Raw genomic sequence first — 23,248 nt, 5'->3', positions numbered from 1 at the left:
CTTGTAAGTTAAATTAGTTGAGCAAAACAGTCTTAAATTATTAGCTAAATATGTAAAAGCCCTTAGACATTGTTTAAGGGCTTTTCTATAACTTTAAACATTACATTAAGCTTTCTGGCTAACGACCGTTGCTATCGCTTCTGCTAATGCTTCTTTGTGATGCAAACCTAAATGATGGTCACTGACTAAAGGGAAATAACTTACTAATTCACCAATATCAATAGCATCAGAGTTTCTAATAATTTTATTAATTCTATTTGTCGATACTGATTGATTGATCCATTCTATTTTGTCATCCAATGTTAAAGACGATGCACACGAAGGCTCTGACGTTAAATTGTCGATTAGAATCACTTTTGCAGGTGAGTCTTTAATCGCATTAGCAATACTTGGGATAAGTAAGGGTGGCATTACACTAGTTAAAAAACTGCCTGGAGCAATGATGATAATGTCAGCTTTATTGATTGCTTGTAGTGCTTCACAAGTTGCAGCAACGTTAGGAGCTAAAGTCAGTTTACTTGGTATCTCTTTCATATCGTCAACATTCATTTCACCAAAAACGGTTTCACCTTGCGCATTAAGCGCACTTAGGTGAGTTGGTGATTCAGACATAGGAATGACACGAGTTTCAATTTTTAAAATGGTTCTAATTAGTTTGATTGCTTCAAGAGGACGAACACATAGCTGCTCTAGTGCATATAAAATAATATTCCCGAGATTATGACCGTTTAACTCATTATCTCCATTAAATCGATGATCAAACAGCATTGTGCCAATGGCTGGCCTATGTGCAAGTTGCGAAAGGCAGTTTCTTAAATCGCCCCATGCAATGGTTGTTTCATCTTGTCGGATCCGCCCGGTTGAACCACCATTATCGGTAGTCGTTACAATACCTGTTAACTTAGGACCAAGGAAAGAGAGTGAAGATAACACTCGACCTAAGCCATGTCCTCCTCCAATAGCCACGATACTATCGACACTATTTAATTCATGTTTCATCATATTGATTCCTTTCATACAGTAATGATGATTTTTTAAGCTATTGTACTGATTGATTTATTTAAGCTATCACAAGATGCAAAAATAGAATCATCATTAATATTAGCATAAATACTTCGCTGCTATTAATCTTGTTTCTCGGTATAATTAACCAAATTATTTTTTAAGGATTTTTTTTGAGAACCGGTAGAATTGGAAAGTTTACCCTTGGTTTAGGGTTTGTAATCATCAGCATAATGCTAATCAGAGTGTGGTTAGTTCCTACAATTGAGAACATTCTGGTTGAAACACCTGAGATCGAACAAAATCAAGTCGATGAAGACACTGTACCTGACTTTACAGCAATCGCAGATATACCTACCAAAAAGTCTACCTTTTTCGATTATATGTCTCCAGCGGTTAACCATCAAAATGCGCTGATAGAAAAAGAACGAAATTTTCTGAAGGTGGTTTTAGCAAACCTTGCTAACGAGCAGCCATTAACTAACGCAGAGATTTTTAATTTAGAAAAATTAACTCAAAAATATAAATATACAGTTAAAAAGTTTGATCTCGTTACATTAACTCCTTTATTAGAGCGAGTTGATACAGTACCTGCAAGAATGGTACTTATACAAGCCGCCAATGAAACCGGTTGGGGAAGTTCTCGTTTCGCCAAAGAAGGTAATAATTATTTTGGCCAGTGGTGCTTTTCAAAAGGCTGTGGATTAGTTCCTTTATCTAGAAAAGCAGGGATGAATCATGAGGTTGCCTCATTTGAAACGCCTGAGGACTCCATTGCTGCATACATGCTGAATTTAAACACTAATTCAGCATATCGATTATTACGTTCTATTCGAGCGGATCTTCGAAGCCAAGGAAAAGAGCCAGCAGCGGAAGATCTCGTTTACGGATTATTACACTACTCAGAAAGAAAAGATGCCTATATAGACGAGCTATTAGAAATGCTTCGTCATAACAAAGCTTATTTAGCAGGACTATAAATGAAAAAAATAAGAAAATTAGCTTCTTGTTTAGCGCTATTTTTATTATCACCAGCAGTTTTAGCAGTTTTAGCAGATTCAGTATCAATTCCTTATGCAGGGTTTTACGAACGGCTCAAGCAAGTTAACAAAAATAACTACCAGCTAGTTGAAGTTGTATTTAGTGTCCCAAGGAAAGAAAATTGTAAAATTATCTCAGGGAATATCACCACTGAGAAACATCAATACCCATTAACTTATGACAAACAGCAGCGTCTTTACTTACCCTTTGATGCCCAATTGAAATCAGATAGAGGCTTAATAAATTTGCAAGTATCAGGTGACGCGAGTCAATGTGGTGTTGCCATGCAAGTAAGAGCTAAGAAGGTACAATCTGTTTATAATCAAGACGAATTAGTTGCTGTAAAAAATGACATGGATGCCTTGCTCGATGGTCAACAAGGATTTCCTATGAAGTATTTTCGTAAACCGATTACTGGATTAACGTTTTCATTTGCTTCAACTGACTTACCTGTAGAGACGAACATAGATGGTAAAGTCAGCATTGTTAGCGATAAATTACAGCTTACCTCTGCAGAAATTGAAACTATAAAGCAGCTCTCTTTTTCAAAACAGCCGATAATTTTAAGCCCATACGTAAATTAACAGTTTGCGTTTGAATCAAGCAAAGACAAAAAAGCCCTCATTCGAGGGCTTTTTATTGTGGGACGTAATGTATGTTTTTACGGTTTATAAGTCGTTACAATATCAATCTTAGCTGCTTCATCTAGATTAATGTGACCATTATTGGTCGTATCTAAAAAATCAAAAGCGGGTAAATCTGATTCAGCGACATCACCTGAAAGTGGCGCATCTGCATCACGTTGTAGTGATAAGAAATCAAACACATTTCTATCAACGCCTTGAGATGGAGAAGTATTTTGCATAGCTGTAAAAATGGTTTCAATACGTCCAGGGTAATCTCTGTCCCACTGGTTAAGCATATCTTTAACTGCACCGCGTTTAAGATTTTCTTGAGAACCGCATAAGTTACATGGAATGATAGGGAATTGTTTTAATTCCGCATATTCAGCAATGTCTTTTTCTTTACAGTAGGCTAATGGGCGTATAACCATGTTAGCGCCGTCATCAGATAATAACTTTGGCGGCATAGCTTTCATTTTTCCACCAAAAAACATATTCAAAAATAATGTTTCGATAATATCGTCGCGGTGATGGCCCAAAGCTATCTTAGTCGCTCCAATTTTTTGTGCAAAGCCATAAAGTGTGCCACGGCGCAAACGAGAACATAATGAGCAGGTCGTTTTACCTTCAGGGATTTTATCTTTTACGATTGAATAGGTATCTTTTTCTAAAATGTGGTACGCGACATCAAGAGTATCAAGATAAGCTGGCAAGATATCTTCAGGGAAACCAGGCTGTTTCTGATCTAAATTAACCGCAACAATATCGAACTTAATTGGCGCTCGTTTTTGAAGGTTTAATAAGATATCTAGCATTGCATAACTGTCTTTACCGCCAGACAGACAACACATTACTACGTCACCATGTTCGATCATTTGGTAATCGCCGATGGCACGTCCAACTTCATGACGTAATTTTTTTTGTAATTTAGATTGGCGTTCTGCCAATTGTTTTTCTTGTTGTTGCAATTCTGACATTAAAAAGCGCCCAGTAACTATCGTTTCAGGGCGCGTATTATTCCAGCATTCTGGCTTATGGTAAAGCCTTTAGTCTTCGAGAGGTGATTTATAACCGTCAGGTTTTACAGCGAGTAAATCACAATTAATGCTATCAATTACATGTTCAGCTGTATTACCAATCAATGCTGCTGAAAAACCAGTACGACCAACGGTGCCTAAAATAACCAGCTCAGCATCTAATTGTTGTGAAAGTTCAGGTATTACGTCTTCTGGTAAACCTTCTTCAACGTGGCAATTTTCAAGCGGAATATTAAAGCTATTGGCTAAATATTGAATGCGTTGCTCGTGCTGCATTCTAACGGTATCGTTATAACTAACTGCATCAAATTCTGGTAACTCAATAGCTAAATTGACTGGAGTACCAGGGTATCCATTAACTAAGTGAATTTGTGCAGAGAACTTAGCTGCTAGGTTAAGTGCGTTTTCAATGATTTTTGTGTTTAATGTAGAATGTTCTTCATCTTCAGTTGCTACATTTACTGCACATAAAATCTTACCAGCAACAGGCCAATCATGTTCTTTGACCATTAAAACTGGGATAGGTGCTTTACGTAATAAATGCCAATCCGTTGGAGTGAAGATAATTGATTTTAGCTTGTCATGTTCATGAGTGCTTTTAACAAGCAAATCATAATTTTGTTCTATGGCAAATTTAATAACGCTTTCAAAAGGGCGGTTATGCCAAACAACTTTGGTGTCAATATTTAAGTCTGTTTGGGCATACGGAGTAATAGCTTCAGCTAACCAACTTTCTCTTTGATCTATCACACCTTGACGCATTGCTTCTCTTTCTTGACTAGAAAGAATCGAGGTCATTTCATAAGAAAAATCAAATATCGTAAGGAAAGCAGTAATAGTGGCATTGGATTTTGAAGCTAGTTCAACGGCTCGAGCCAATGCAGGTTGATGGTCGGTCATTGGGTTAATGACAACTAATATCTTATTATAATCCTTCATAAAACCTCCAAGCTGTTTTATATCACTATCACTGTTATTGCGTTTTAAGTCGTTGCGTCAGATCATAAAACGGAAAATTTATTAGGTGGCAATCCGTGCATTACCAGCAAGTTGACTTAATGCGACATGATCAATAATTGTAATGTATTTACCTTTAACCTCAATTAAGCCAGACTTTTGAAAACGACCTAATAAACGGCTGATTGTTTCGACAGTTAACCCTAAATAATTACCAATATCACCACGTGTCATGGTTAATCTAAACTCATGTGGCGAGAAGCCGCGGCTACCAAATCGATTAGCTAGATTGTTAATAAAGGCTGCTAAACGTTCTTCTGCATTCTTCTTAGAAAGTAATAAAATCATTTCCTGATCGCCCATAATTTCATTACTCATTAGGCGCATGATTTGCTGTCTTAACTTTGGCATCGTGCCAGATAAAGTATCGAGCGTTTCAAAAGGGATTTCACATACCATTGCAGTTTCAAGGGCTTGTGCGAAACTTTGATGAGTTTGAGAATGAATACCATCAAATCCAATAACATCACCTGCAAGGTGAAAGCCAGTAATTTGTTCATCACCTTGTTCAGTGATCGTGAAACTTTTAATTGTGCCTGAACGGATTGCAAAAAGAGATTTAAGAGGATCACCAGATTTGAAAATTTGATCGCCTTTCTGAACGGGCTTTTTACGCTCAATAATCTCATCGAGCTTATCTAGCTCGTTGTTATCTAGCGTAAAAGGAATACAAAGCGACTCCATACTGCAATCATGACAATGAATGGCACAACCACCTGTTGATGCGCGAAGTTGTTTTGTTTGATCTGTAGGCATATATATTCTCAATTAATTACTACATCACCATGTTAAACTAATAACATTACTTGAGCTAGTTTAGCTGCATGATTGCGATATAAATAGTCTGTAATCCAAATACTACAATAAGGATCCCACTTAAGCGCCTTACGTTCTTCTTTTGAACCCAAGTCGATAATGTTTTTGCAGCAACGCCGGCACTTAATAAAGCAGGTAGAGTACCCGCACCGAATGCCAACATAATTAATGCACCAGTTAAAGCATCCCCTGACGCCACTGACCAAGTTAATGTGCTATAAACTAAGCCACAGGGAAGCCATCCCCAAATCATGCCAGCAATAACAGCTTGATATCGATTCTTAATTGGCAATAATCGATTAGCTATCGGCTTAAGCACACGCCATAACCCTTGGCCGAGTTTTTCTATCTGTACAATGCCAAACCAAAATTGAGCGATATACAAACCTGTTGCTATCATCATAATGCCAGCAAATAATCGTAGGGCGATCAAGTAACTGTCAACATCAAACATATAGCCTAAAGCTGCAGTACTGGCGCCAGCTAACGCACCAGCTAATCCATAACTTATAATTCGACCTGCATTGTAGCTAATTAAAAAGCTTAACTGGTTTGCGAGTCTATTACCGCTAGTATTAGGTAAATTACTCGCAAAGGCACCAATTAAGCCACCACACATGCCGAAACAATGCGCAGCTCCCATTAGCCCTACTAGAAATGCTCCCCAAACATTGTACTCAATCACCTTGTGTAGACTCGGTTGCTTTTGTTGATTTTATCGCTGTTGAAGATTCAGATGCAGAATCAGTTTCTTGATGACTATTTTGTTGTTCGGTATTTTTCTTAAGTGTTTGAGTTGCATCGTCTTCATCAAATAAAATTGAAACACTTTGTCTATCGAGATCATCAAACTGTTCAGATTTTACAGCCCAAAAAAATACAGCAACAGCGACGGCAACAAATAACATTGCTATTGGAATTAATACATAAATGATGCTCATGGTTTTATCCTTAGCAAACGAAGGCTATTTGAAACAACAATAATAGAGCTTAATGACATCCCTAAAGCGGCAATATAGGGAACAACATGACCTGTTACCGCAAGCGGTAAAATAATTATATTATAGGCAAACGCCCAAATTAAATTTTGCTTTATGATTTGATTAGTTTTTTTAGCCACGGTTATTGCTTGGCTAAATTTAGATAATTGATCGCCAAGAAGAATGACATCTGCGCTATTTTTAGCAATAGCACTACCACTTCCCATTGCAACAGATAAGTTTGCCCCAGCAAGAACCGGTGCGTCATTGATTCCATCACCAAACATAGCGACGTTTTGCTTTTGTTGTAACTTGTTGACTAAGTCCAGTTTATCTTTTGGACTTAATCCCGCATAGCTATTTTTAATGTTAAGTTTTTTCGCAATAGCTAATACATGCTCTGAAGTATCACCACTCGCAATACTGACGTCTACATTTGCGCTAATTAATCCATTCACAGCGCTATAACTGTTTTCTCTTATCGCATCTTGGAGAACAAAACATGCACATATTAAATCATCTACTGATAGCCAGAGTAGCTGGCCGTGACATAAGCTTGCATCAACGCCAACGAATTGTGCGTTGCCTAACTTCACGGTTGAATCATTAATAACAGCAGAAAGCCCCAAACCAACATGGTTAGTAATATTTAGAGCTGTAATCCCATCAAGCTCGATATTTGCGAATGCTTTGGCAATTGGGTGCAATGAACCGACTTCCATTGCTGCTGCATAGCGGCTAGCAGTTAACTCATCTATGTTATCGGTGACGACAATATGGTTAATTGACACTGAACCACAAGTTAATGTTCCAGTTTTATCAAAAACAACATGTTCAATTAAAGGAAGTTTTTCAAATACACCAGGTTTACGAATGATTATCCCAAGTTTAGTCAAAATCGCTGTCGAACATGTTATTGCTGTTGGTGTTGCTAAGGCTAGGGCACAAGGACATGTAGCGACCAACACTGACAACATGACCCAAAACGCATCTTCTGGTGAAATAAAATGCCAAAAAACATAGGTTAAAGCAGCAATAGCAATAATGGATGTTGAAAAGTAACTTGCGGATTTATCGACCATTAACGCAATTTTAGGCTTGTTGTTTGATGCGATTTCTTGCAGCCGTATTATTTCAGCAACTAGCTGGTCTTGACCCAGTGCCGTAACAGTAATTGTGATGGGCTGGTCGATATTGATAGTGCCAGCAAACACACAGTCATCAGTGACTTTTAAGACAGGCAGTTGCTCTCCCGTTAGCATCGCTTCATTGACGCCGGACTTGCCAGAAATAATGACGCCATCAGCAGCTACAACATCGCCAGGTTTTATCAATATTTTATCGCCAATATTGAGCCTTTTAGCTGGTATTTCTTCAATACTGTCAGTACCATTTTCATCGACGGTAATTCGGTGCGCTGTTAGCGGTATGAGTTTATGTAAATTACTCGAACTTTCTGATGCTGTCTGCTTGGCTTTTTGTTCAAAGTATCTTCCAAGTAACAAAAAGAAAGTGAACATAGAAACTGATTCAAAATAGACTTCACCTGTTCCATTAATTGTGGCAATACAACTCGCAATATAAGCACCAATAATGGCAATCGAAACAGATAAATCCATGTTGACTCGAGCGCCAAGTAAACTTCTTACTGCACTAAAATAAAAAGGTTGAGCTGAGTAAAACACAACGGGAGCGGCTAATGTCATACTGACCCAGCGAAAATAATCTCGCATTTCAGTATCGTAGGTTACAAAATAATCCGAATAAAGTGCCAGTGCAAACATCATGACCTGCATCGTCGCAAAGCCAGCGAGTCCCAGTCTTAACAGGAACTTTTTTCCTTCTTTCTTACTTTGTTTTTCTTGTTCATCAACTTGATACGGGGCAGCTTGGTAACCGATACGACTTATCTCAGCGAGGATTTCACTGAGTTTGACGCATTGATTATCCCATGAGACTAAAGCACGTTGGGTGGTGGAGTTTACTGAGATACTGATGATGCCATTGAGCTGCTTTAATTTATGTTCAATTAACCAAGCACAAGCTGCACATGTAATACCGTCTATTGATAATGATAGGGTACTATTGTTTTCGACCGCATGAACCAAATCCTGCTGAATTTCTGGCAAATCATACGCTGAATATTGTAATAATTCAGTTGGAACCAAGGCATTTTGACGACTTCCTGGTTCGCTTCGATACTGATAATAACTGCTTAAACCTGAATCAATAATCGCTTGAGAAACAGCCTGACAACCTGGGCAACACATCTGACGTGGCTGATTGTCGATAACCGTTGTAAACTCGTCTTTTGTGATTACGGGCTCGTTGCAATGAAAACAATTCTGCATTTAAATTAGTTCAACCAATATTCAACATCGTCTGTAATTTCAATTCGTTGCTGAATTCTCCAACTTGCATCGAAGCCTTCTAGTCGAACATTCCACGGTCCAGATATAGCATTAGATAAACCAATTCGGTAATTACCTTCGCCATCAGCTGTAGCATTGATATTAAAATCTTTTTCTTCAATAGTGGGGTGGATAAAGCTTACTTTAAGTGCTGCTGTATATGCTGGCCCGCCATGTTGAGAAATTTTTAATTCGTGATCATCAACTTCTACCAAGTATTGCATACCAAGATTTTTAGCCTGCTTTATTTTACGCAAATCCATATTGATGGCTTTGCCTTCTTTGTAATAATCATCTGAAACTAGCGAATCTGCATTGTCGATGGCAATACTCATTGCAACCATACTTTTAAGTACAACGACTAGTAAAAGTACAATGATGAACCATGGCCAAAAATGCTTATACCAAGGGAGAGGGGCAGACATAAAACGGTCCTAAAAATAAGAATTATTATGTGTTTATTTTAACTCGAAAAGCCTTAATAATCACTTAAAAAAAAGGCTTCGTTTTCACGAAGCCTTTATGTTATCAAGCTGTAACTATTTGTTTGATAAGCTATAAACGTAAGCAGAAATCACATGGACTTTTTCTTCGCCTAGAATATCATTCCATGCAGGCATTACACCTGAACGGCCATTAGCAATAGATTGCATTACTTGTAAACGGCTGCTTCCATATAACCAAGCATCGTCAGTTAAGTTTGGTGCACCCATGAACTTATTACCAGTTCCATCCATACCGTGACAGGCAAAACAACCTTTCATGAATGATGCCTGACCTTGCGCAGCAAGTGTAGCGTCATGATCACGGCCAGAAAGTTTGAAGACATATTCAGCTAAACCTTGAATTTCGCTGTCTTCAATTGGTAATCCACCTTTAGGCGGCATCATACCGTTACGTCCGTTCATAATAGATGTTTTGATCGTAGCTAACTCACCACCGTATAACCAATTATTATCAGTTAAGTTAGGGAAGCCAATGCTACCTCTAGCATCAGAGCCATGACACTGAGCACAGTTTTGCAGGAATAAACGTCCACCAACCTTTAGAGCTTCTTCATCTTTAACTAACTCTTCTAAAGGAGTCGCTAAGTATGCAGCAAAGATAGGGCCGTATTTTTCATCTGCAGCGGCAACTTCACGGTCGTATTGTGAAAGACGGTTTTCACTTTTAGCAAGTTCAACAGCCTTTTTTGAATCAACTTTAATACCTTCTTCATAACCAACACTTTGATTAGAGCTTGTCCAACCAAATAACCCCTGGTAACTACCAAGACCAGGATATAAAGCCAAGTAAATTAAGCCAAATACAATACTGATGTAGAACATATAAGCCCACCACTTAGGGAGTGGGTTATTGAGTTCTTCAATACCATCAAACTTATGCCCCATTGATTCACCTTCTTCAATACCTGTTTTGTTCTTTGAACAAGCACGAAGAAGTAAGAAACAACCTGCAATAACTAACAGTGTTGGGAAAATAATCCAAACATTCCAAAAGATACTCATTACTTATTATCTCCTGAATGTTGAGTTTGTTTTGCAATTTCTTCTTCTGAAAAAATTAAGTTTGCGGCTTCATCAAAGCCAGCTTTACTTTTTGAGCTATAGGCCCAGTAAAATATGCCGGCAAAAACGACCATAACAATAATGGTTAGAATGCCTTGTAACGTTCCATAATCCATAATTGCCTCCTTATTTAAGCGCGTGGCCTAAAGACTGAAGATAAGCGATTAACGCTTCTAATTCAGTTTTGCCTTCAACAGCCGCTTGTGCGCCAGCAATTTCTTCTTCGGTATACAAATTATGATCCGGGTGGAAATTACTTAAGATTTGCATCTTATTACCAGTGAGTTTGCCATCTAGTCGGTTGTCAGCTAACCATGGGTAAGCTGGCATATTTGACTGTGGTACAACATCACGTGGATTGATTAAATGCACTTCATGCCATTTGTCACTGTAACGTCCACCAACACGAGCTAAATCTGGACCTGTTCGTTTAGAACCCCATTGGAACGGGTGATCCCATACAGATTCGCCAGCTACAGAGTAGTGACCATAACGTTCAGTTTCAGCACGTAAAGGGCGGATCATTTGACTGTGACAGTTATAGCAGCCTTCACGAACATAAATGTCGCGACCTTCAATTTCTAAAGCATTATACGGCTTTAACCCTTCAACTGGTTCAGTCGTATCTTTAGCAAATAAAAGCGGAGTAATCTGTACCAAACCACCAAAACTGATAGCAATAACGGTAAAGATACCTAGCAGACCGATGTTTTTCTCGATTATTTCATGATTAAATTTCATCGTTCTGCTCCTTATGCTTTTTCTTCAGCTAATGCTGGTAAAGAATCTTTAGGGGCATTCACTGTACGCATAACGTTGTACGCCATAATGAACATACCAGTTAAGAAGAACACACCACCAATAAAGCGTACAAAGTAGAATGGGTAAGAGGCTTCTAAACTCTCAACGAAACTATAAGTTAATGTTCCATCAGAGTTAACAGCACGCCACATAAGACCTTGCATAACACCAGAAATCCACATTGCTACGATGTATAACACAGTACCAATTGTTGCTAACCAGAAATGAACATTAACAAGGTTAGTGCTGTACATACGGCCGTGACCGAACAATACCGGGATAAGGTGATATAAAGAACCAATAGACACCATCGCAACCCAGCCTAACGCACCTGAATGCACGTGACCTACAGTCCAGTCTGTGTAATGGGAAAGGGCGTTTACAGTTTTAATTGCCATCATTGGTCCTTCGAAGGTAGACATACCATAGAAAGATAATGAAACAACTAAGAAACGTAACACAGGATCGGTACGTAGCTTATGCCAAGCGCCTGATAAGGTCATAATACCGTTGATCATGCCACCCCAAGAAGGAGCGAATAAAATCAGCGACATCACCATGCCTAATGTTTGTGTCCAATCAGGTAAAGCTGTGTAATGTAAGTGGTGAGGACCTGCCCAAATATACAGTGCAATCAATGCCCAGAAGTGAACAATAGACAGTCTGTATGAGTAAACAGGACGTCCAGCTTGCTTAGGAACAAAGTAATACATCATACCCAAGAAACCAGCAGTCAGTAGGAAACCTACCGCATTATGGCCATACCACCATTGCACCATGGCATCGACTGCGCCAGAGTACATAGAATACGATTTGAATAAGCTGACAGGTACTGCCATTGAATTCACAATGTGAAGTACTGCTACCGTGATAATGAAAGCACCAAAGAACCAGTTTGCAACATAAATGTGCGACGTCGTTCGTTTAATGATTGTGCCAAAGAACACTACTGCATATGCTACCCACACAACGGTGATTGCAATATCAATAGGCCACTCAAGTTCTGCATATTCTTTACCAGAGGTAAAACCCATTGGTAGCGTGATTGCAGCTGAGAGAATAATGGCTTGCCATCCCCAGAATGTAAATGCAGCTAATTTAGGTGCAAATAAACGGGTTTGACAGGTGCGTTGTACGATATAGTAGGATGTTGCGAATAGGGCTGAAGTACCAAACGCGAAAATCACGGCATTCGTATGAAGCGGTCTAAGACGACTATACGTTAACCATGGTGTTTCGAAGTTTAGTTGAGGCCAGATTAACTGGGCCGCAATCAATACACCTACTGCCATACCAACGATTCCCCACAAAACAGTGGTTAATGCAAATTGGCGAACAATAGTGTAGTTGTAATCAGCGCCTGTAGGCTGGGAATGATTCATCATAATGCTTCCACGGCTTATTACTTTTACTTTTAATTATAGTAAAGACGGTGCTTTACCTGTTCAGGTGACACTTGACGAAAAAACAAACTGTTTTGAAGTTGGTTTTTACCGCTATGTCAAGGTATTACCTCATGTTTTTAATATCTATCACGAGGCAATGCAATGATACTTGAGCTGCGTCAAAAAAGATACTCACTGGCCATGAGTAAACTTGATCCAGATCAATTTCCTAAAGATAATGTTATCAAAATGAGTCATGAGGTTATTATTTGTGCAGCTTTTAACAAAAGCCGTTTTCTTGTTATTTTTTATTACTAATTTAGTGGGATGCGATTCACAAACGCATGCAGAACATAAAGTCATACAATCGATCGATCAGACTTTATGTCAGTTTCATCGTGAAGTTTGTAATCAAGATGTTAATGATCTCGTAGTGGGGCTTATGATTAACCCGGTTTTTGCGCCAAGTGAAAAACCATTACAGATTAAATTACACTTTTCTGCGCCTGTTTCAGATGTTCAGATGCGAATTGAAGGGCGAGATATGTTTATGGGAGTCATCCCTATTAATCTTCAATCTGTTGATGAAGTTAATTACACTGGCACTGGTATTTATGGTTCATGCAGCAGTGATTACATGGTATGGCGAGCATTTGTCAGCTATTCATATCAAGGTCAAACTCAATCTACTTGGTTTGACTTCTTAGCCGACAACTCCGGTTAATGTGTTAGTTGTTAGCTTGACTTATATAGGAGGGACTATTTCAATCTGTATTTAAAAAAGAATAAACGCTATTGATAATCATTATCATTAAGCTATAATTAGTCTAGGTTCAATTAGAGATTAACATTATGGCTAATTTAAACATATCTATCCCATTAGAAAAAATGGCTCTACTTATTCAAAGCGGACATTTATGTGTAGCAGACTTTAAAAGTTTGGATCAACAAACAAAACAAAAGCTATGGCAACTGTGTTTATTATCATGCAAAAAAAGGGTTAATTGTACTAACGCCAGTCAATTTATGGATCTGATTGAACAAGAAAGTCAGCTTGAAACTGACAGGATTGACATAGCCGACCTTACTTGAGTTTAAGCGTGTTAGAGCTAATTAAGCTTAAAGGATTCGTTTATTCAATAGGTTACTTAGTTTCGTTGTTCAGGTTGGTATCAAGAAATCTCCTAACAATAGATTAGCAATAACTCTGTAATTGATAAGTATATCTTGCTTATAACTTTCATTTTATTAGCTATGCATACCTGGCAATAGCTTTGACTTCTGAGTTGTCTTTTAATCTGCAGGCTATTCTGCAAATATGAATACTGGCCATAAAATATCTGAAGGTGGCATAACTGTGTTCAAGACAACAGCCATTGAATATACGCGCTGATTTAGCTAAAACAATCAAGCATGAATGTCTCCAATGAGATGCTTCATGAGATCACTTTTACATCTCACGAGTATTGTTTAAAGTCATTATTTATAAAGTCTCAATTAAAGTCACAATCTGACGAAGTTCTAACAAGACCAATGATTGTTTCAAGAACGAATCATTGTCTTTGGAAAACAACTGAGTGTCTTTGGAAAACAACTGGGTGATAAATTCGATATCTGTCATAGGCAAGTTAATCTAAAGATATACACATTTAAGACCACACAAATTCTCAATCAGCAATCACTTACACGAAACTTCGCACAATGTATATTATGTTAAATAGGATAATTATCAATATACATACTCAATCACGTAACCGAACCCACTACCTTTATAGAGCGTATCCTTACCCATTTTTGTAAAATTGATGAAATATCACGCGTCGCTGTGTAAATTCTATGGGTATTGCCCTTGATAACTTTTTCAGATTTTACGTAGCGACGCGTTAAAATTAGATGTGATCTAACGGTTTGTTTGCTGCACTTTGGTGTCTTTCTATTTGTGTGGTGTGTAAATACTGTGATGTGGTATCAATGCTTTCATGACCCGCATCAGCTTGAACGTGCGACAATGGCCTTTGGTTTATATTAATATCATGTGTTATCCCAGTATGGCGGATATTATGCGCAGTTAGTTTTCTCATTAATAAGCTATCTTGTTCAAATCCATCTTCAAGTGCTTTATCTGCAGCCAGGCCAATGATTTTATCCAGCTCGTCTCGAACTTGTCTTATGCCTAGGTTCGCGCCAATTTGTCCAGCTTCTCGACCATGTGCTGCCGCTTTATGCCTAATAAACAATGGATGTTGTTCAGTGATACTTGGTAAGTCTGTTAACCCTAAGTAAGCTCGGTAGTGAGTTAAACTTTTTAATAAACTTTTTGAGACGGCAATATTTCTGGCTTTGCCACTTTTAGAAAAAGGCACATGGAAGTACCAAGTCTTAGTATGACTGTCTTGTCTAAATTGCGACATCATTGGTGAAAAACCTGCTCTGGCACTAATTTCTGATATACGTAAATAACAGCAATACATCAGATTTATGAGAAACAAGCTACGTTGATGTTTTTCTGGTTCGTGCTCAGCCATATTGTTCACGGTACTGACAACATAAGACCATTGTAACTTTGTGAATGCATGATTGTTATCATCTTCATTCTTTACATATTTATGGTTAATCGCAAAACGGCTATGCTTAAGCCATAGTTGAGCTGGGTTTCTTTCTGTGTATTCTTCACTATTTAAATATCCATAAAATGAAGAAAGAATAGCGATTTTTGTTTTAAGTGCATTGTCACTCAATACATAAGGTTGTTTTTCACCGTACTGTTTTTTGCCTACAAATGGGCGCCATTGCGCATTTGGCACTCGTTCATCCAATGCTTTATCTTGCTTAAATTGGGCAACATTGAAGTAGCCAATAAGCTGCTCAGGTGGTTTCTCACAATAACTAATATAACGACTGATATCTTTTCTAGTGAGTTGAATTGGTGATAATGAGGCTACATCAAAACACCAGTGTAGAAATGTAGTGAGTTCGCTACGATAGGTTTTATAGTTATTTTCTGATTGTCTTTGTTCAAACAACCAATCTGAACAGTGCTCAATAATTAAACCAGCATCAGGAACTTTGGTTAAGGAAACCTGAGTAATATACTGATTAACATAACTATTTCCAGTTAATATAAATTCAGATTTATCAAACAACGGATATACAGGGGGAAATTCTTGCGACATAGTTCATCTGCAATATAAACTCAATAAGGCGTTGATTATAAAAACTTTATTCCCAAATGATTAATGCCGATAACGTTATTTATCGGCATTAAAATACCTGAAATTAAATGATGATTAGATTACAGCGAGTACTTTTTTCAACAAGGTTTCCGCATTAGTTGGTTTCACAATGTAATCTATAGCGCCAAGTTCTCTGCATTCAATAAAACTTTCTTTATCTGAATTACTTGTCAGCATAATAACTGGCAGTTTATCGAGTATGTTCATTTTGTTCATCGTTTTTAAGGTATCTATGCCATTTAGAACCGGCATGTCGATATCGAGCAATACTAGTTCAGGTTTGCAGTTTTTTAGTTTATTGATGGCCTCAGCTCCATTAGTGGCGACTTCTACATCAAACCCTTTTGGTTTTAAAATCGTGGTAATGATTTTTAACATCACATTCTGATCATCAACCACAAGAACTAACGGCATTTTCTTTTTAAAACTCGGTGTAGCGCCCTTCACTTTGCTGCCTATCTCTTTGAAATAGCTTTGGTTATGTGCCTTGAAATTTTCAACTTTAGGTTTTATTTTTGATACATGGCCATTCATTGTTTCAATTGAATCAGTAGGTTCAAGACTACAGAGGTTATCTATCTCAGCGATGAGCTCATTTAACAATTCATGTTGAATCCCCTTCTCATCGCTGATTGAAGTTTCAACTTCATGCAATTGTATAGAGACGTTTTGTAATTTATTAATAATCGTTTTTTTGTCTTCTTCGTATAAGTGCACTTTATCCTGACTTGTAAGCAAATCGCACATCTGGGCTATTGAAAGTCGAATTCGGTTCATATCATATATTGGTTTAAACGTTTCGTAACTGTAGAACCGCCCTTTTGAACACTCAAAATATGCTGCTTCACGATGCTCTCGACAGCAAATTAACAAAGACAAATGCTCCTTATTGAATAAATTTTTTGAATCGTTCAGTTTTTCTATGATTTCATTAAATTCTACCGCCTCTTTCGGCTCTTCAAATGCATAAATAAACAGTAAAGGTCGGGTCTTATCTTCGGTAAATTTTATAAATTGGTCTTGGTTTGTGTTTATTTCGCAATACAATATCTTTTGATACTTATTCCTAAGTATTTCTTGTATCACTTTTTTTATCTCTATAGATTGATAAAACACAACGACATTTACCAAATTGTCCATAGGTTGTCCTTCTTATATGAGTTATCGACCATATCGTTTAACACAAGGCACAGTTATACAACTTTTCTTTGTTTTAATATTTGATTAATTGCGCTGAGTTCTTTATCTATTTCAGGATACTTACTTTCAATACCATCAAAGTCAGTGTTATTTTTTTCTATCCATTTAAAAAAATCACTCAACTCAATCGCGCCACTAGAAACTGATGCGCCTTTCGCTGCATGACTTTTACTTCGAATGACTTCTGAATTTCTTTCGGCGCAATGTTGTTTCAGTGCTTCATAGTCTTCATTCACGCTAGTCCAAAACATGGCTAAAATTTCATTAGTGATACTTTCATCATCCGTTCCAATGACCGCTTTTAATTTTTCAAAATCAATTGCATTATTGTGTGTCTCAACACCATTTGTCATTGATTGTGAAATACTTTCTGGCTGTTGGTGAATATCAGTAAGCGGTAAATATTGAGCTAGCTTTTCTTGAAGAAGTTCTATTTCTATCGGTTTAGCTAAATAGTCATCCATACCTGCTTCTAAACAGTTTTCAGATTCGCCCACCATTGCGTTTGCTGTTACTGCAATGATGGTTATTGGCGAGCAATTTTGTTTTAATTCTTGCTCTCTAATGGTTCTAGTCAATTCAAGGCCGTCCATATTTGGCATATGACAATCAGTAAGCAATAAATTGAATCGACCAGACTGCCATTTTTCAAGAGCTTCAATACCATCATTTGACATTTCATATGCATAACCCAGGCTTTCTAATTGTTTACCTAGTACGAGGCGATTTGTAGGCTGATCTTCCGCAACCAATATTAAGCTATTACTTTGTTCTGCTTCTTCAATCGTTTGCGTAATGACTTTCTCAAACGATTGACGGTTTTCAGTTGACCAATCTAATTCAGGGCTTTCAAGGCCGCACAATACCGCCATTCCGAATATAAACTCTGTAGGTTTGTAAGGATGAGCGGCACAAACATAAGTATAAGGATCTAAATGTCCCTTCGTTGCAATAGGATCATCATTAAGTATAAGCGTTTTAATTGACTGACTTATTTCAGTAAAAGATACATTAATGTTATCGGTAATCAATAAAGCATTAGAGGTATCCTGAGCTAGACTTTCAAGTTCATCGAACTCAACACTTGAAACTTGACTACAACACAATTGATTTAGAATTATCAAACACGCATGTTTACGTTCTTCATTACTTATCGATACTAAAACATTGAACTTTTTAAAATCAAATTGTGAAAAAGCGCCGTTATCAAGTTGCGTTGGCTTTTCTATTAAGGGCAAAGTGACCTTAAAGTTACTTCCCTTACCTACTTCACTATCAATTTCAATGTTTCCATTCATTAGTTCAGTAAATGACTTAGTAATACTTAGGCCCAAACCCGTTCCGCCAAATTTACGCGTCGTTGAGGTATCAGCCTGTGTGAATGGAACAAATAAGGTTTCTTGTTGGGACTGTGATATTCCAACACCGTTATCTATGACTTCTAAAATAAGATTCTCATTAGTTAATTGAGTCCTGATAACCACTACACCTTTTGAATTAAGGCTTTTCGAAAACTTAACTGCGTTGCCCGTTAGATTTAAAATAATTTGTCTCAACCTAACTGAGTCAAATAACAATTCTTTCGGTATTGTTAAATCCGGGTAAATATAAATTTCTACATTATTGTTTGAAGCATTAATCCAAAGGCTATCGATAGTTTTTTCTATAATAGACAGTACGTTACATGGGTTTATATCTAACTCTATTTGTCCCGATTCAATTTTAGAAAAATCCAAAATATCATTAATAATATCTAACAGTGAAAAAGACGAATCACGAATAGTCGTGGCCATTCGTTTTTGGTCTGCATTTAATGGCGTATTTTTGAGCAGATCAATCATACCAATAACACCATTCATCGGTGTTCTAATTTCGTGGCTCATGGTCGCTAAGAAACGAGATTTAGCTTTACTCGCCTGACGCGCTGACTCTGTTTCTTTTTCTAATTTTTGTTGAACTTGTTTTTCATGGGTCAGATCGACATTAATTCCGTACATCGTCACAGGTAAATTATTTTCATCCAGTGATAGGTTTGCAGCACACTGCAGCCAATGAATGGTTTTATCTTTCCGATTTATGATTCTAAATTCGGTCTTTAATGATGTTATGTTAGAAATAGCATCGCTGACTTCTTGTTCAGCCTGTTCTACGTCATCAGGGTGCACATTATCTCGCCAATCGTTGTATTCAATACTCTTACCGTCTTCAACTCCGTATAAGCGGTACATTCTTGAATCCCAATTTAACTGACCTGTTTTTATATCAAATGACCAATTACAAACGCCGCCAGCCTCTGATGCTAAATTTAAACCGCTCAATAACTTATCACGTTCAGAATTAGCACGATGTAGCTCTTCTGCAGACTGTTGACGCTCAGTAATATCTTCCACCACAGCAATAAAGAATTTAGGTTCGTTACTGTCTGCATCTCTTACTAATGACACAGATAAATTAGCCCAGAAAAAAGAACCATCATTTCTTATATAGCGTTTGTCGGTATTAAAATACGTTATTTCATCTGCTAATAACTGCTTAATGTATTGATAAGATTGCTCTAAATCATCTTTGTAAGTCACATCTTTGATACTTTTAGTAAGCAGTGTATCTTCGTCATAACCTAATATTTCGCACATTTTAGTATTAACTTCGACAAACTTAGTATCTACACCAATACGACCGATACCAACGGCTGCTTGGTTAAATGCCGTTCTATAAATCAATTCTTGTTCATACAATTTTGTTTGTAATGCTAATTCTCTTTGCTTAATTTGTTCTTGGAATGAAATATCTCTGATTATGGCGACATACATAGCTTTAGCATCTAATGTTGTTTCGCCAACTGACATTTCAATTGGTATCTGGTGCCCAGCTTTATGGAGTCCAAACAGTTTTTTAGGTTCGCCAATGTAATCTTTTATCCATGAGTTGAATGGAATATTGTTTGCCTGTTCTAATTGTGTTGGCTGTAAACCTGCTAATAGAATATTAATGTTTTTATCGAGTAAGTCATTACGGTTTCGGCCGAATATTAATTCTAAAGAGCGATTAGCATCTTGAATGATACCGTTCTGATTTAATACGATTGTACCGTCTAGCGCCGCATCAAAAACGGCTCTTAATCTTTCAGCTGAATCTTTCGACTCTTTAGTTCGCTCTTCTAGTATTAATGACATTTCTGTCATTGTTTCTTCTTCTTTTCTTTTGTCTTCGGTAATGTCATTTTGTACGCCAATAAAATGAGTTAACTCTTTGTTTTTATTGTATACAGGACCTATAGACAAATTATTAATAAAGGTTTCACCTGTTTTGGTGTAATTAGTAATAACCACATTGCATGAGACTCCTTTATTAATAGCATGAGCCAGATGTTTAACTTTGTCTTTTTCTGTTTTAGCCCCTTGTAAAAAACGGCAGTTTTTACCTAAAACCTCTTCGGGTCTATAGCCAGTAATTTGGGTAAAAGCTCGATTAATAAAGATGATAGGTTGATCGGGTAAACGAACATCTGTAACGACAATACCTGTTGACGTAGAATTAATCGCACTACGTTGTAACTCGAGTAACTCTCGTTGTTCTACATTTTTATTAATTAGCTTTGTTCTTTCTATAAATTTACTTTCAAGCTCTTTTAATGCGACATGTAAATCTGCTGAAATATATTTACTATCAATACTAGTTGAAGAGTCTGTAGCTAAATCACTGACAAAATTAGAAAGTTCGTTCAAAGGATTCAATAAGTTCTTAAATACCGAATACATTAGTATGAAAAAGACAATAAATAAGAAAAATAAAAAGATACTGGCATTTTGTATCATCACAACCGATGCGGAAAAGGCCTCATCATGATCAATTCTGACGAGTGTGGACCAACCTATTCCTTGTAATTCATTGTAACCCTCAAAGTGATTATAAATTGTTATTTGCTGCTCATCGCTTTGATCATGGGATGATATTTCAGTACCAGAAAAACCGGCTATTGCTCTATCTGCACCAATAACACCCTCTTTAACAAGGTTAATGTTGCTGATACGGTCAAAGTTACGTACATATTTTGATTGTTTAAAACCAATTGGATCATATTCAACTATCAATACACCTTTGGCATCAATTAAGGACAGTTCTACGTGATGAAGATCTTTTTCTGCAAGCTGGTTATAGATACTTTTAAATACTTCTTCGACCACATAAAAGTCGATGATATTGACCCAAATGCCTATCAATTCTCCTTCAGTGCTCAGTAAAGGTGTGCCGATAAGTAGATCAAATCTATTTTCATACTTATCAATAAAGCTTCGTTGTGGACCGAATAAATAAACTTGATTACTTCTATTATTTTTATGATTTTTAATGGCTTTAAACCATTGGGAATTTGCGATGGTGACTTGGTCTAAATTAGCTGGCGGTATAGAAATTGAATTGTAATTCTCTGTGTTTTCGACAAGAATTTTACCCTGTAGATCAAGTACAGCAATTTTAGACAATGTATTGCGACTTTTAGCTAGATTATTTAATTCTTGTTGGAACAGTTCAGATGTTACCTTTGCATTGAAACTCGTTTGATCAATCTCACCTAAGAATAATGGCAAAAACTCAGCATCTAGATAACTTTGATAAAGACTCTTTTCTATTAAGCTTGTCAGTAATTTTGCTTCACGTTCATAGAAGGAAATAGTCTGCTCTTTTAACAAATTATTTATCGAAATTGAAAAGACCAGTACACCCACAAACAAGATGCATATAGATATAAAAAATATCGTTGGAATAGGCTTAGAAAGTTTCAAAGTTTTGATTCCTCTAACGAGTTTACCCCAAAGCTCAAACCGCTTTCATTTATCTCATTAACAATGTCATGAGCGGCCAGCGGTTGACTAAAATAGAAACCTTGTGCAACTTTACATCCGAGCTTTATGATTAATTGCTTGGTTTCAAAATCTTCAACCCCCTCTGCCACGGCTAACAGATCCAAATCTTTTGCTAATGAAATACTGCGTCTAAACAAGGCTTTAGATTTATCGTTGTTTAGTATGTCAGCAACGAAGCAACGATCAATTTTAAGTTCGTTAAAAGGCAACATGTGCAGTTGTTCAAGTGAAGCGAACCCAGTACCAAAATCATCTATAGATAATTTAAATTTCATCATTCTAAGGCGCAGTAAGGCAACAATCATCACTGACGGATTTGAAGGAATTGCTGTTTCAGTTAATTCGCAGGTTATTGAGTCATTGTTTATGCCGTGAGTTGCCGCTGTTTCTTCAAGCCAATGTGGAATAGTCTCATCATCTAACAACTTGCCAGATAAATTAATCGATAAGTTTAGTTTTTTATATTCAGGTTTTAACATTGAAAAATACTGAAACGCATCATTGATAACGGCTTTAGTCAACGGCATGATTAAATCAGTTTCTTCGGCTTTATTAATAAACTGTGAAGGCAAGATAATTTGACCATTGTCTACAATTCTTGCTAATGCTTCAAAACCACATATTTCATTGGTCAATAGATTATATTGTGGTTGAAAAAACGCTTTTACATGTCCATTAACAATATAATCCTTGAGATCATGCTCGGTAATATCTGGCAATGGAGTTTGGTACTGCTTCATGTTTATTGATGCTGCTTGCTTAATAAACGACTGAAGCATTTCGGAGGTGATTGGTTTAGGGACAATACCTAGAATATTAAGGTGATAATGGGTTGCGAGCACTTTAGCAGAGTTAAGTAAGCTTTGATCTTCTCCACTAAATAATACTATTGGGGTAGCATACTGTAACTCAATAAGTCTTTGTAAAAGGTATAAGCCATCTTTCACTGGCATATTTAAATCACAAAATATCAGGTCGAAATCATTTGCTTTTATTAATTCGAAGGCCTCTAATCCATCGGCAGCTTCTGCAATAGTGTATTGACCTAATAGGCCAAGACTTTTCGAGAAAATTTTTCGGATGACAGCTTGGTCATCAACTATTAATACAGAGCGTATTTCCTTCGTCACCGTCCCTCCGTTATGCGAATATCCCTTTCTTAAATATGAGTATAGTCAGGAATATTAAAAACGGGTAGCTAACCAAAAGTATAAGTCCTTGTATCTGATGAATGTTATGCTTTGCTTATTCGTTTAAACGGATAAGTGCTAT

Annotated in this window: 19 protein-coding genes; 3 read left to right on the top strand and 16 right to left on the bottom strand. The window is 37.1% G+C overall.

The genetic code is table 11. The annotated features are described in order from the left end of the window. Positions 1–105 precede the first annotated feature (105 nt). A complete protein-coding gene (yvcK, locus tag AB4128_RS17985; RefSeq protein WP_372038521.1) occupies positions 106–1,002 on the bottom strand; it encodes a uridine diphosphate-N-acetylglucosamine-binding protein YvcK in 897 nt (298 codons plus the stop codon). 173 nt (positions 1,003–1,175) lie between these two features. On the opposite strand from yvcK, the gene AB4128_RS17980 reads away from it, so the two are divergent. Continuing rightward, positions 1,176–1,982 carry a glucosaminidase domain-containing protein gene (locus AB4128_RS17980; protein ID WP_372038519.1) on the top strand — a complete coding sequence of 269 codons (807 nt, stop codon included), beginning with the start codon at positions 1,176–1,178 and terminating at the stop codon, positions 1,980–1,982. After that, positions 1,983–2,627 (top strand): DUF2987 domain-containing protein, encoded by a 645-nt coding sequence (locus tag AB4128_RS17975; protein WP_372038518.1) that lies wholly within the window; start codon positions 1,983–1,985, stop codon positions 2,625–2,627. 77 nt (positions 2,628–2,704) lie between these two features. Here AB4128_RS17975 and ttcA read toward each other — a convergent pair whose 3' ends face one another. From ttcA to ccoN, 11 genes are all read right to left on the bottom strand, one after another. Then, positions 2,705–3,643, bottom strand: coding sequence for a tRNA 2-thiocytidine(32) synthetase TtcA (gene ttcA / locus AB4128_RS17970; RefSeq protein ID WP_372038516.1), 939 nt, complete (start codon positions 3,641–3,643; stop codon positions 2,705–2,707). Between the two features lie 69 nt (positions 3,644–3,712). Beyond that, positions 3,713–4,642, bottom strand: coding sequence for a universal stress protein UspE (gene uspE, locus AB4128_RS17965; RefSeq protein ID WP_372038514.1), 930 nt, complete (start codon positions 4,640–4,642; stop codon positions 3,713–3,715). A gap of 81 nt (positions 4,643–4,723) precedes the next feature. Next, on the bottom strand, positions 4,724–5,476 hold the full coding sequence (gene etrA, locus AB4128_RS17960; protein WP_055024506.1) for an electron transport transcriptional regulator EtrA: 753 nt from the start codon (positions 5,474–5,476) through the stop codon (positions 4,724–4,726). 55 nt (positions 5,477–5,531) lie between these two features. Beyond that, positions 5,532–6,221: a sulfite exporter TauE/SafE family protein gene (locus tag AB4128_RS17955; protein WP_065108086.1), complete on the bottom strand. Its 690-nt coding sequence runs from the start codon at positions 6,219–6,221 to the stop codon at positions 5,532–5,534. After that, entirely contained in the window at positions 6,214–6,477 is a 264-nt protein-coding gene (gene ccoS, locus AB4128_RS17950) for a cbb3-type cytochrome oxidase assembly protein CcoS (RefSeq protein ID WP_372038512.1), read from the bottom strand. Before ccoS ends, AB4128_RS17955 begins: the two co-directional genes overlap by 8 nt. After that, positions 6,474–8,867: a heavy metal translocating P-type ATPase gene (locus AB4128_RS17945; RefSeq protein WP_372038509.1), complete on the bottom strand. Its 2,394-nt coding sequence runs from the start codon at positions 8,865–8,867 to the stop codon at positions 6,474–6,476. Before AB4128_RS17945 ends, ccoS begins: the two co-directional genes overlap by 4 nt. 5 nt (positions 8,868–8,872) lie before the next feature. Next, entirely contained in the window at positions 8,873–9,352 is a 480-nt protein-coding gene (locus tag AB4128_RS17940; RefSeq protein ID WP_055024510.1) for a FixH family protein, read from the bottom strand. A 114-nt stretch (positions 9,353–9,466) separates the two neighbouring features. Then, entirely contained in the window at positions 9,467–10,435 is a 969-nt protein-coding gene (ccoP, locus tag AB4128_RS17935) for a cytochrome-c oxidase, cbb3-type subunit III (RefSeq protein ID WP_055024511.1), read from the bottom strand. Beyond that, complete coding sequence (locus AB4128_RS17930; protein ID WP_055024512.1) at positions 10,435–10,611, bottom strand: cbb3-type cytochrome c oxidase subunit 3; 177 nt, start codon at positions 10,609–10,611, stop codon at positions 10,435–10,437. The genes ccoP and AB4128_RS17930 overlap by 1 nt, the downstream gene beginning before the upstream one ends. 10 nt (positions 10,612–10,621) lie before the next feature. Then, a complete protein-coding gene (gene ccoO, locus AB4128_RS17925; RefSeq protein WP_055024513.1) occupies positions 10,622–11,236 on the bottom strand; it encodes a cytochrome-c oxidase, cbb3-type subunit II in 615 nt (204 codons plus the stop codon). An 11-nt stretch (positions 11,237–11,247) separates the two neighbouring features. Beyond that, positions 11,248–12,681 (bottom strand): cytochrome-c oxidase, cbb3-type subunit I, encoded by a 1,434-nt coding sequence (gene ccoN / locus AB4128_RS17920; protein ID WP_055024514.1) that lies wholly within the window; start codon positions 12,679–12,681, stop codon positions 11,248–11,250. 271 nt (positions 12,682–12,952) lie between these two features. On the opposite strand from ccoN, the gene AB4128_RS17915 reads away from it, so the two are divergent. Next, positions 12,953–13,405, top strand: a complete 453-nt coding sequence (locus AB4128_RS17915) for a hypothetical protein (RefSeq protein ID WP_372038506.1) — start codon at positions 12,953–12,955, stop codon at positions 13,403–13,405. A 1,165-nt stretch (positions 13,406–14,570) separates the two neighbouring features. On the opposite strand, the gene AB4128_RS17910 is transcribed toward AB4128_RS17915, so the two are convergent. The 4 genes from AB4128_RS17910 to AB4128_RS17895 all read right to left on the bottom strand — a co-directional run bounded on the left by AB4128_RS17910 (position 14,571) and on the right by AB4128_RS17895 (position 23,106). Continuing rightward, positions 14,571–15,854, bottom strand: coding sequence for a tyrosine-type recombinase/integrase (locus tag AB4128_RS17910; protein ID WP_372038505.1), 1,284 nt, complete (start codon positions 15,852–15,854; stop codon positions 14,571–14,573). Between the two features lie 114 nt (positions 15,855–15,968). Then, positions 15,969–17,054, bottom strand: a complete 1,086-nt coding sequence (locus AB4128_RS17905) for a PleD family two-component system response regulator (protein ID WP_372038504.1) — start codon at positions 17,052–17,054, stop codon at positions 15,969–15,971. Between the two features lie 53 nt (positions 17,055–17,107). Then, a complete protein-coding gene (locus AB4128_RS17900; protein WP_372038503.1) occupies positions 17,108–21,895 on the bottom strand; it encodes a PAS domain S-box protein in 4,788 nt (1,595 codons plus the stop codon). Further along, a complete protein-coding gene (locus AB4128_RS17895) occupies positions 21,892–23,106 on the bottom strand; it encodes an EAL domain-containing protein (protein WP_372038502.1) in 1,215 nt (404 codons plus the stop codon). Before AB4128_RS17895 ends, AB4128_RS17900 begins: the two co-directional genes overlap by 4 nt. Between the last annotated feature and the right edge of the window lie 142 nt (positions 23,107–23,248).

It is taken from the genome of Shewanella sp. 10N.286.52.A9 (assembly GCF_041468985.1).
GTDB lineage: Bacteria > Pseudomonadota > Gammaproteobacteria > Enterobacterales > Shewanellaceae > Shewanella > Shewanella japonica.
This window is presented reverse-complemented; position numbering and strand designations above follow the sequence as displayed.

Excerpts from the sequence above, each read along its gene's own strand:
- uspE (WP_372038514.1), bottom strand. The coding sequence starts at position 4,642 with ATGAAGGATTATAATAAGATATTAGTTGTCATTAACCCAATGACCGAC.
- AB4128_RS17945 (WP_372038509.1), bottom strand. The coding sequence starts at position 8,867 with ATGCAGAATTGTTTTCATTGCAACGAGCCCGTAATCACAAAAGACGAG.
- AB4128_RS17975 (WP_372038518.1), top strand. The coding sequence starts at position 1,983 with ATGAAAAAAATAAGAAAATTAGCTTCTTGTTTAGCGCTATTTTTATTA.
- ccoN (WP_055024514.1), bottom strand. The coding sequence starts at position 12,681 with ATGATGAATCATTCCCAGCCTACAGGCGCTGATTACAACTACACTATT.
- etrA (WP_055024506.1), bottom strand. The coding sequence starts at position 5,476 with ATGCCTACAGATCAAACAAAACAACTTCGCGCATCAACAGGTGGTTGT.
- ttcA (WP_372038516.1), bottom strand. The coding sequence starts at position 3,643 with ATGTCAGAATTGCAACAACAAGAAAAACAATTGGCAGAACGCCAATCT.
- AB4128_RS17910 (WP_372038505.1), bottom strand. The coding sequence starts at position 15,854 with ATGTCGCAAGAATTTCCCCCTGTATATCCGTTGTTTGATAAATCTGAA.
- yvcK (WP_372038521.1), bottom strand. The coding sequence starts at position 1,002 with ATGATGAAACATGAATTAAATAGTGTCGATAGTATCGTGGCTATTGGA.
- ccoP (WP_055024511.1), bottom strand. The coding sequence starts at position 10,435 with ATGAGTATCTTTTGGAATGTTTGGATTATTTTCCCAACACTGTTAGTT.
- ccoO (WP_055024513.1), bottom strand. The coding sequence starts at position 11,236 with ATGAAATTTAATCATGAAATAATCGAGAAAAACATCGGTCTGCTAGGT.
- AB4128_RS17940 (WP_055024510.1), bottom strand. The coding sequence starts at position 9,352 with ATGTCTGCCCCTCTCCCTTGGTATAAGCATTTTTGGCCATGGTTCATC.
- AB4128_RS17930 (WP_055024512.1), bottom strand. The coding sequence starts at position 10,611 with ATGGATTATGGAACGTTACAAGGCATTCTAACCATTATTGTTATGGTC.
- AB4128_RS17905 (WP_372038504.1), bottom strand. The coding sequence starts at position 17,054 with ATGGACAATTTGGTAAATGTCGTTGTGTTTTATCAATCTATAGAGATA.
- ccoS (WP_372038512.1), bottom strand. The coding sequence starts at position 6,477 with ATGAGCATCATTTATGTATTAATTCCAATAGCAATGTTATTTGTTGCC.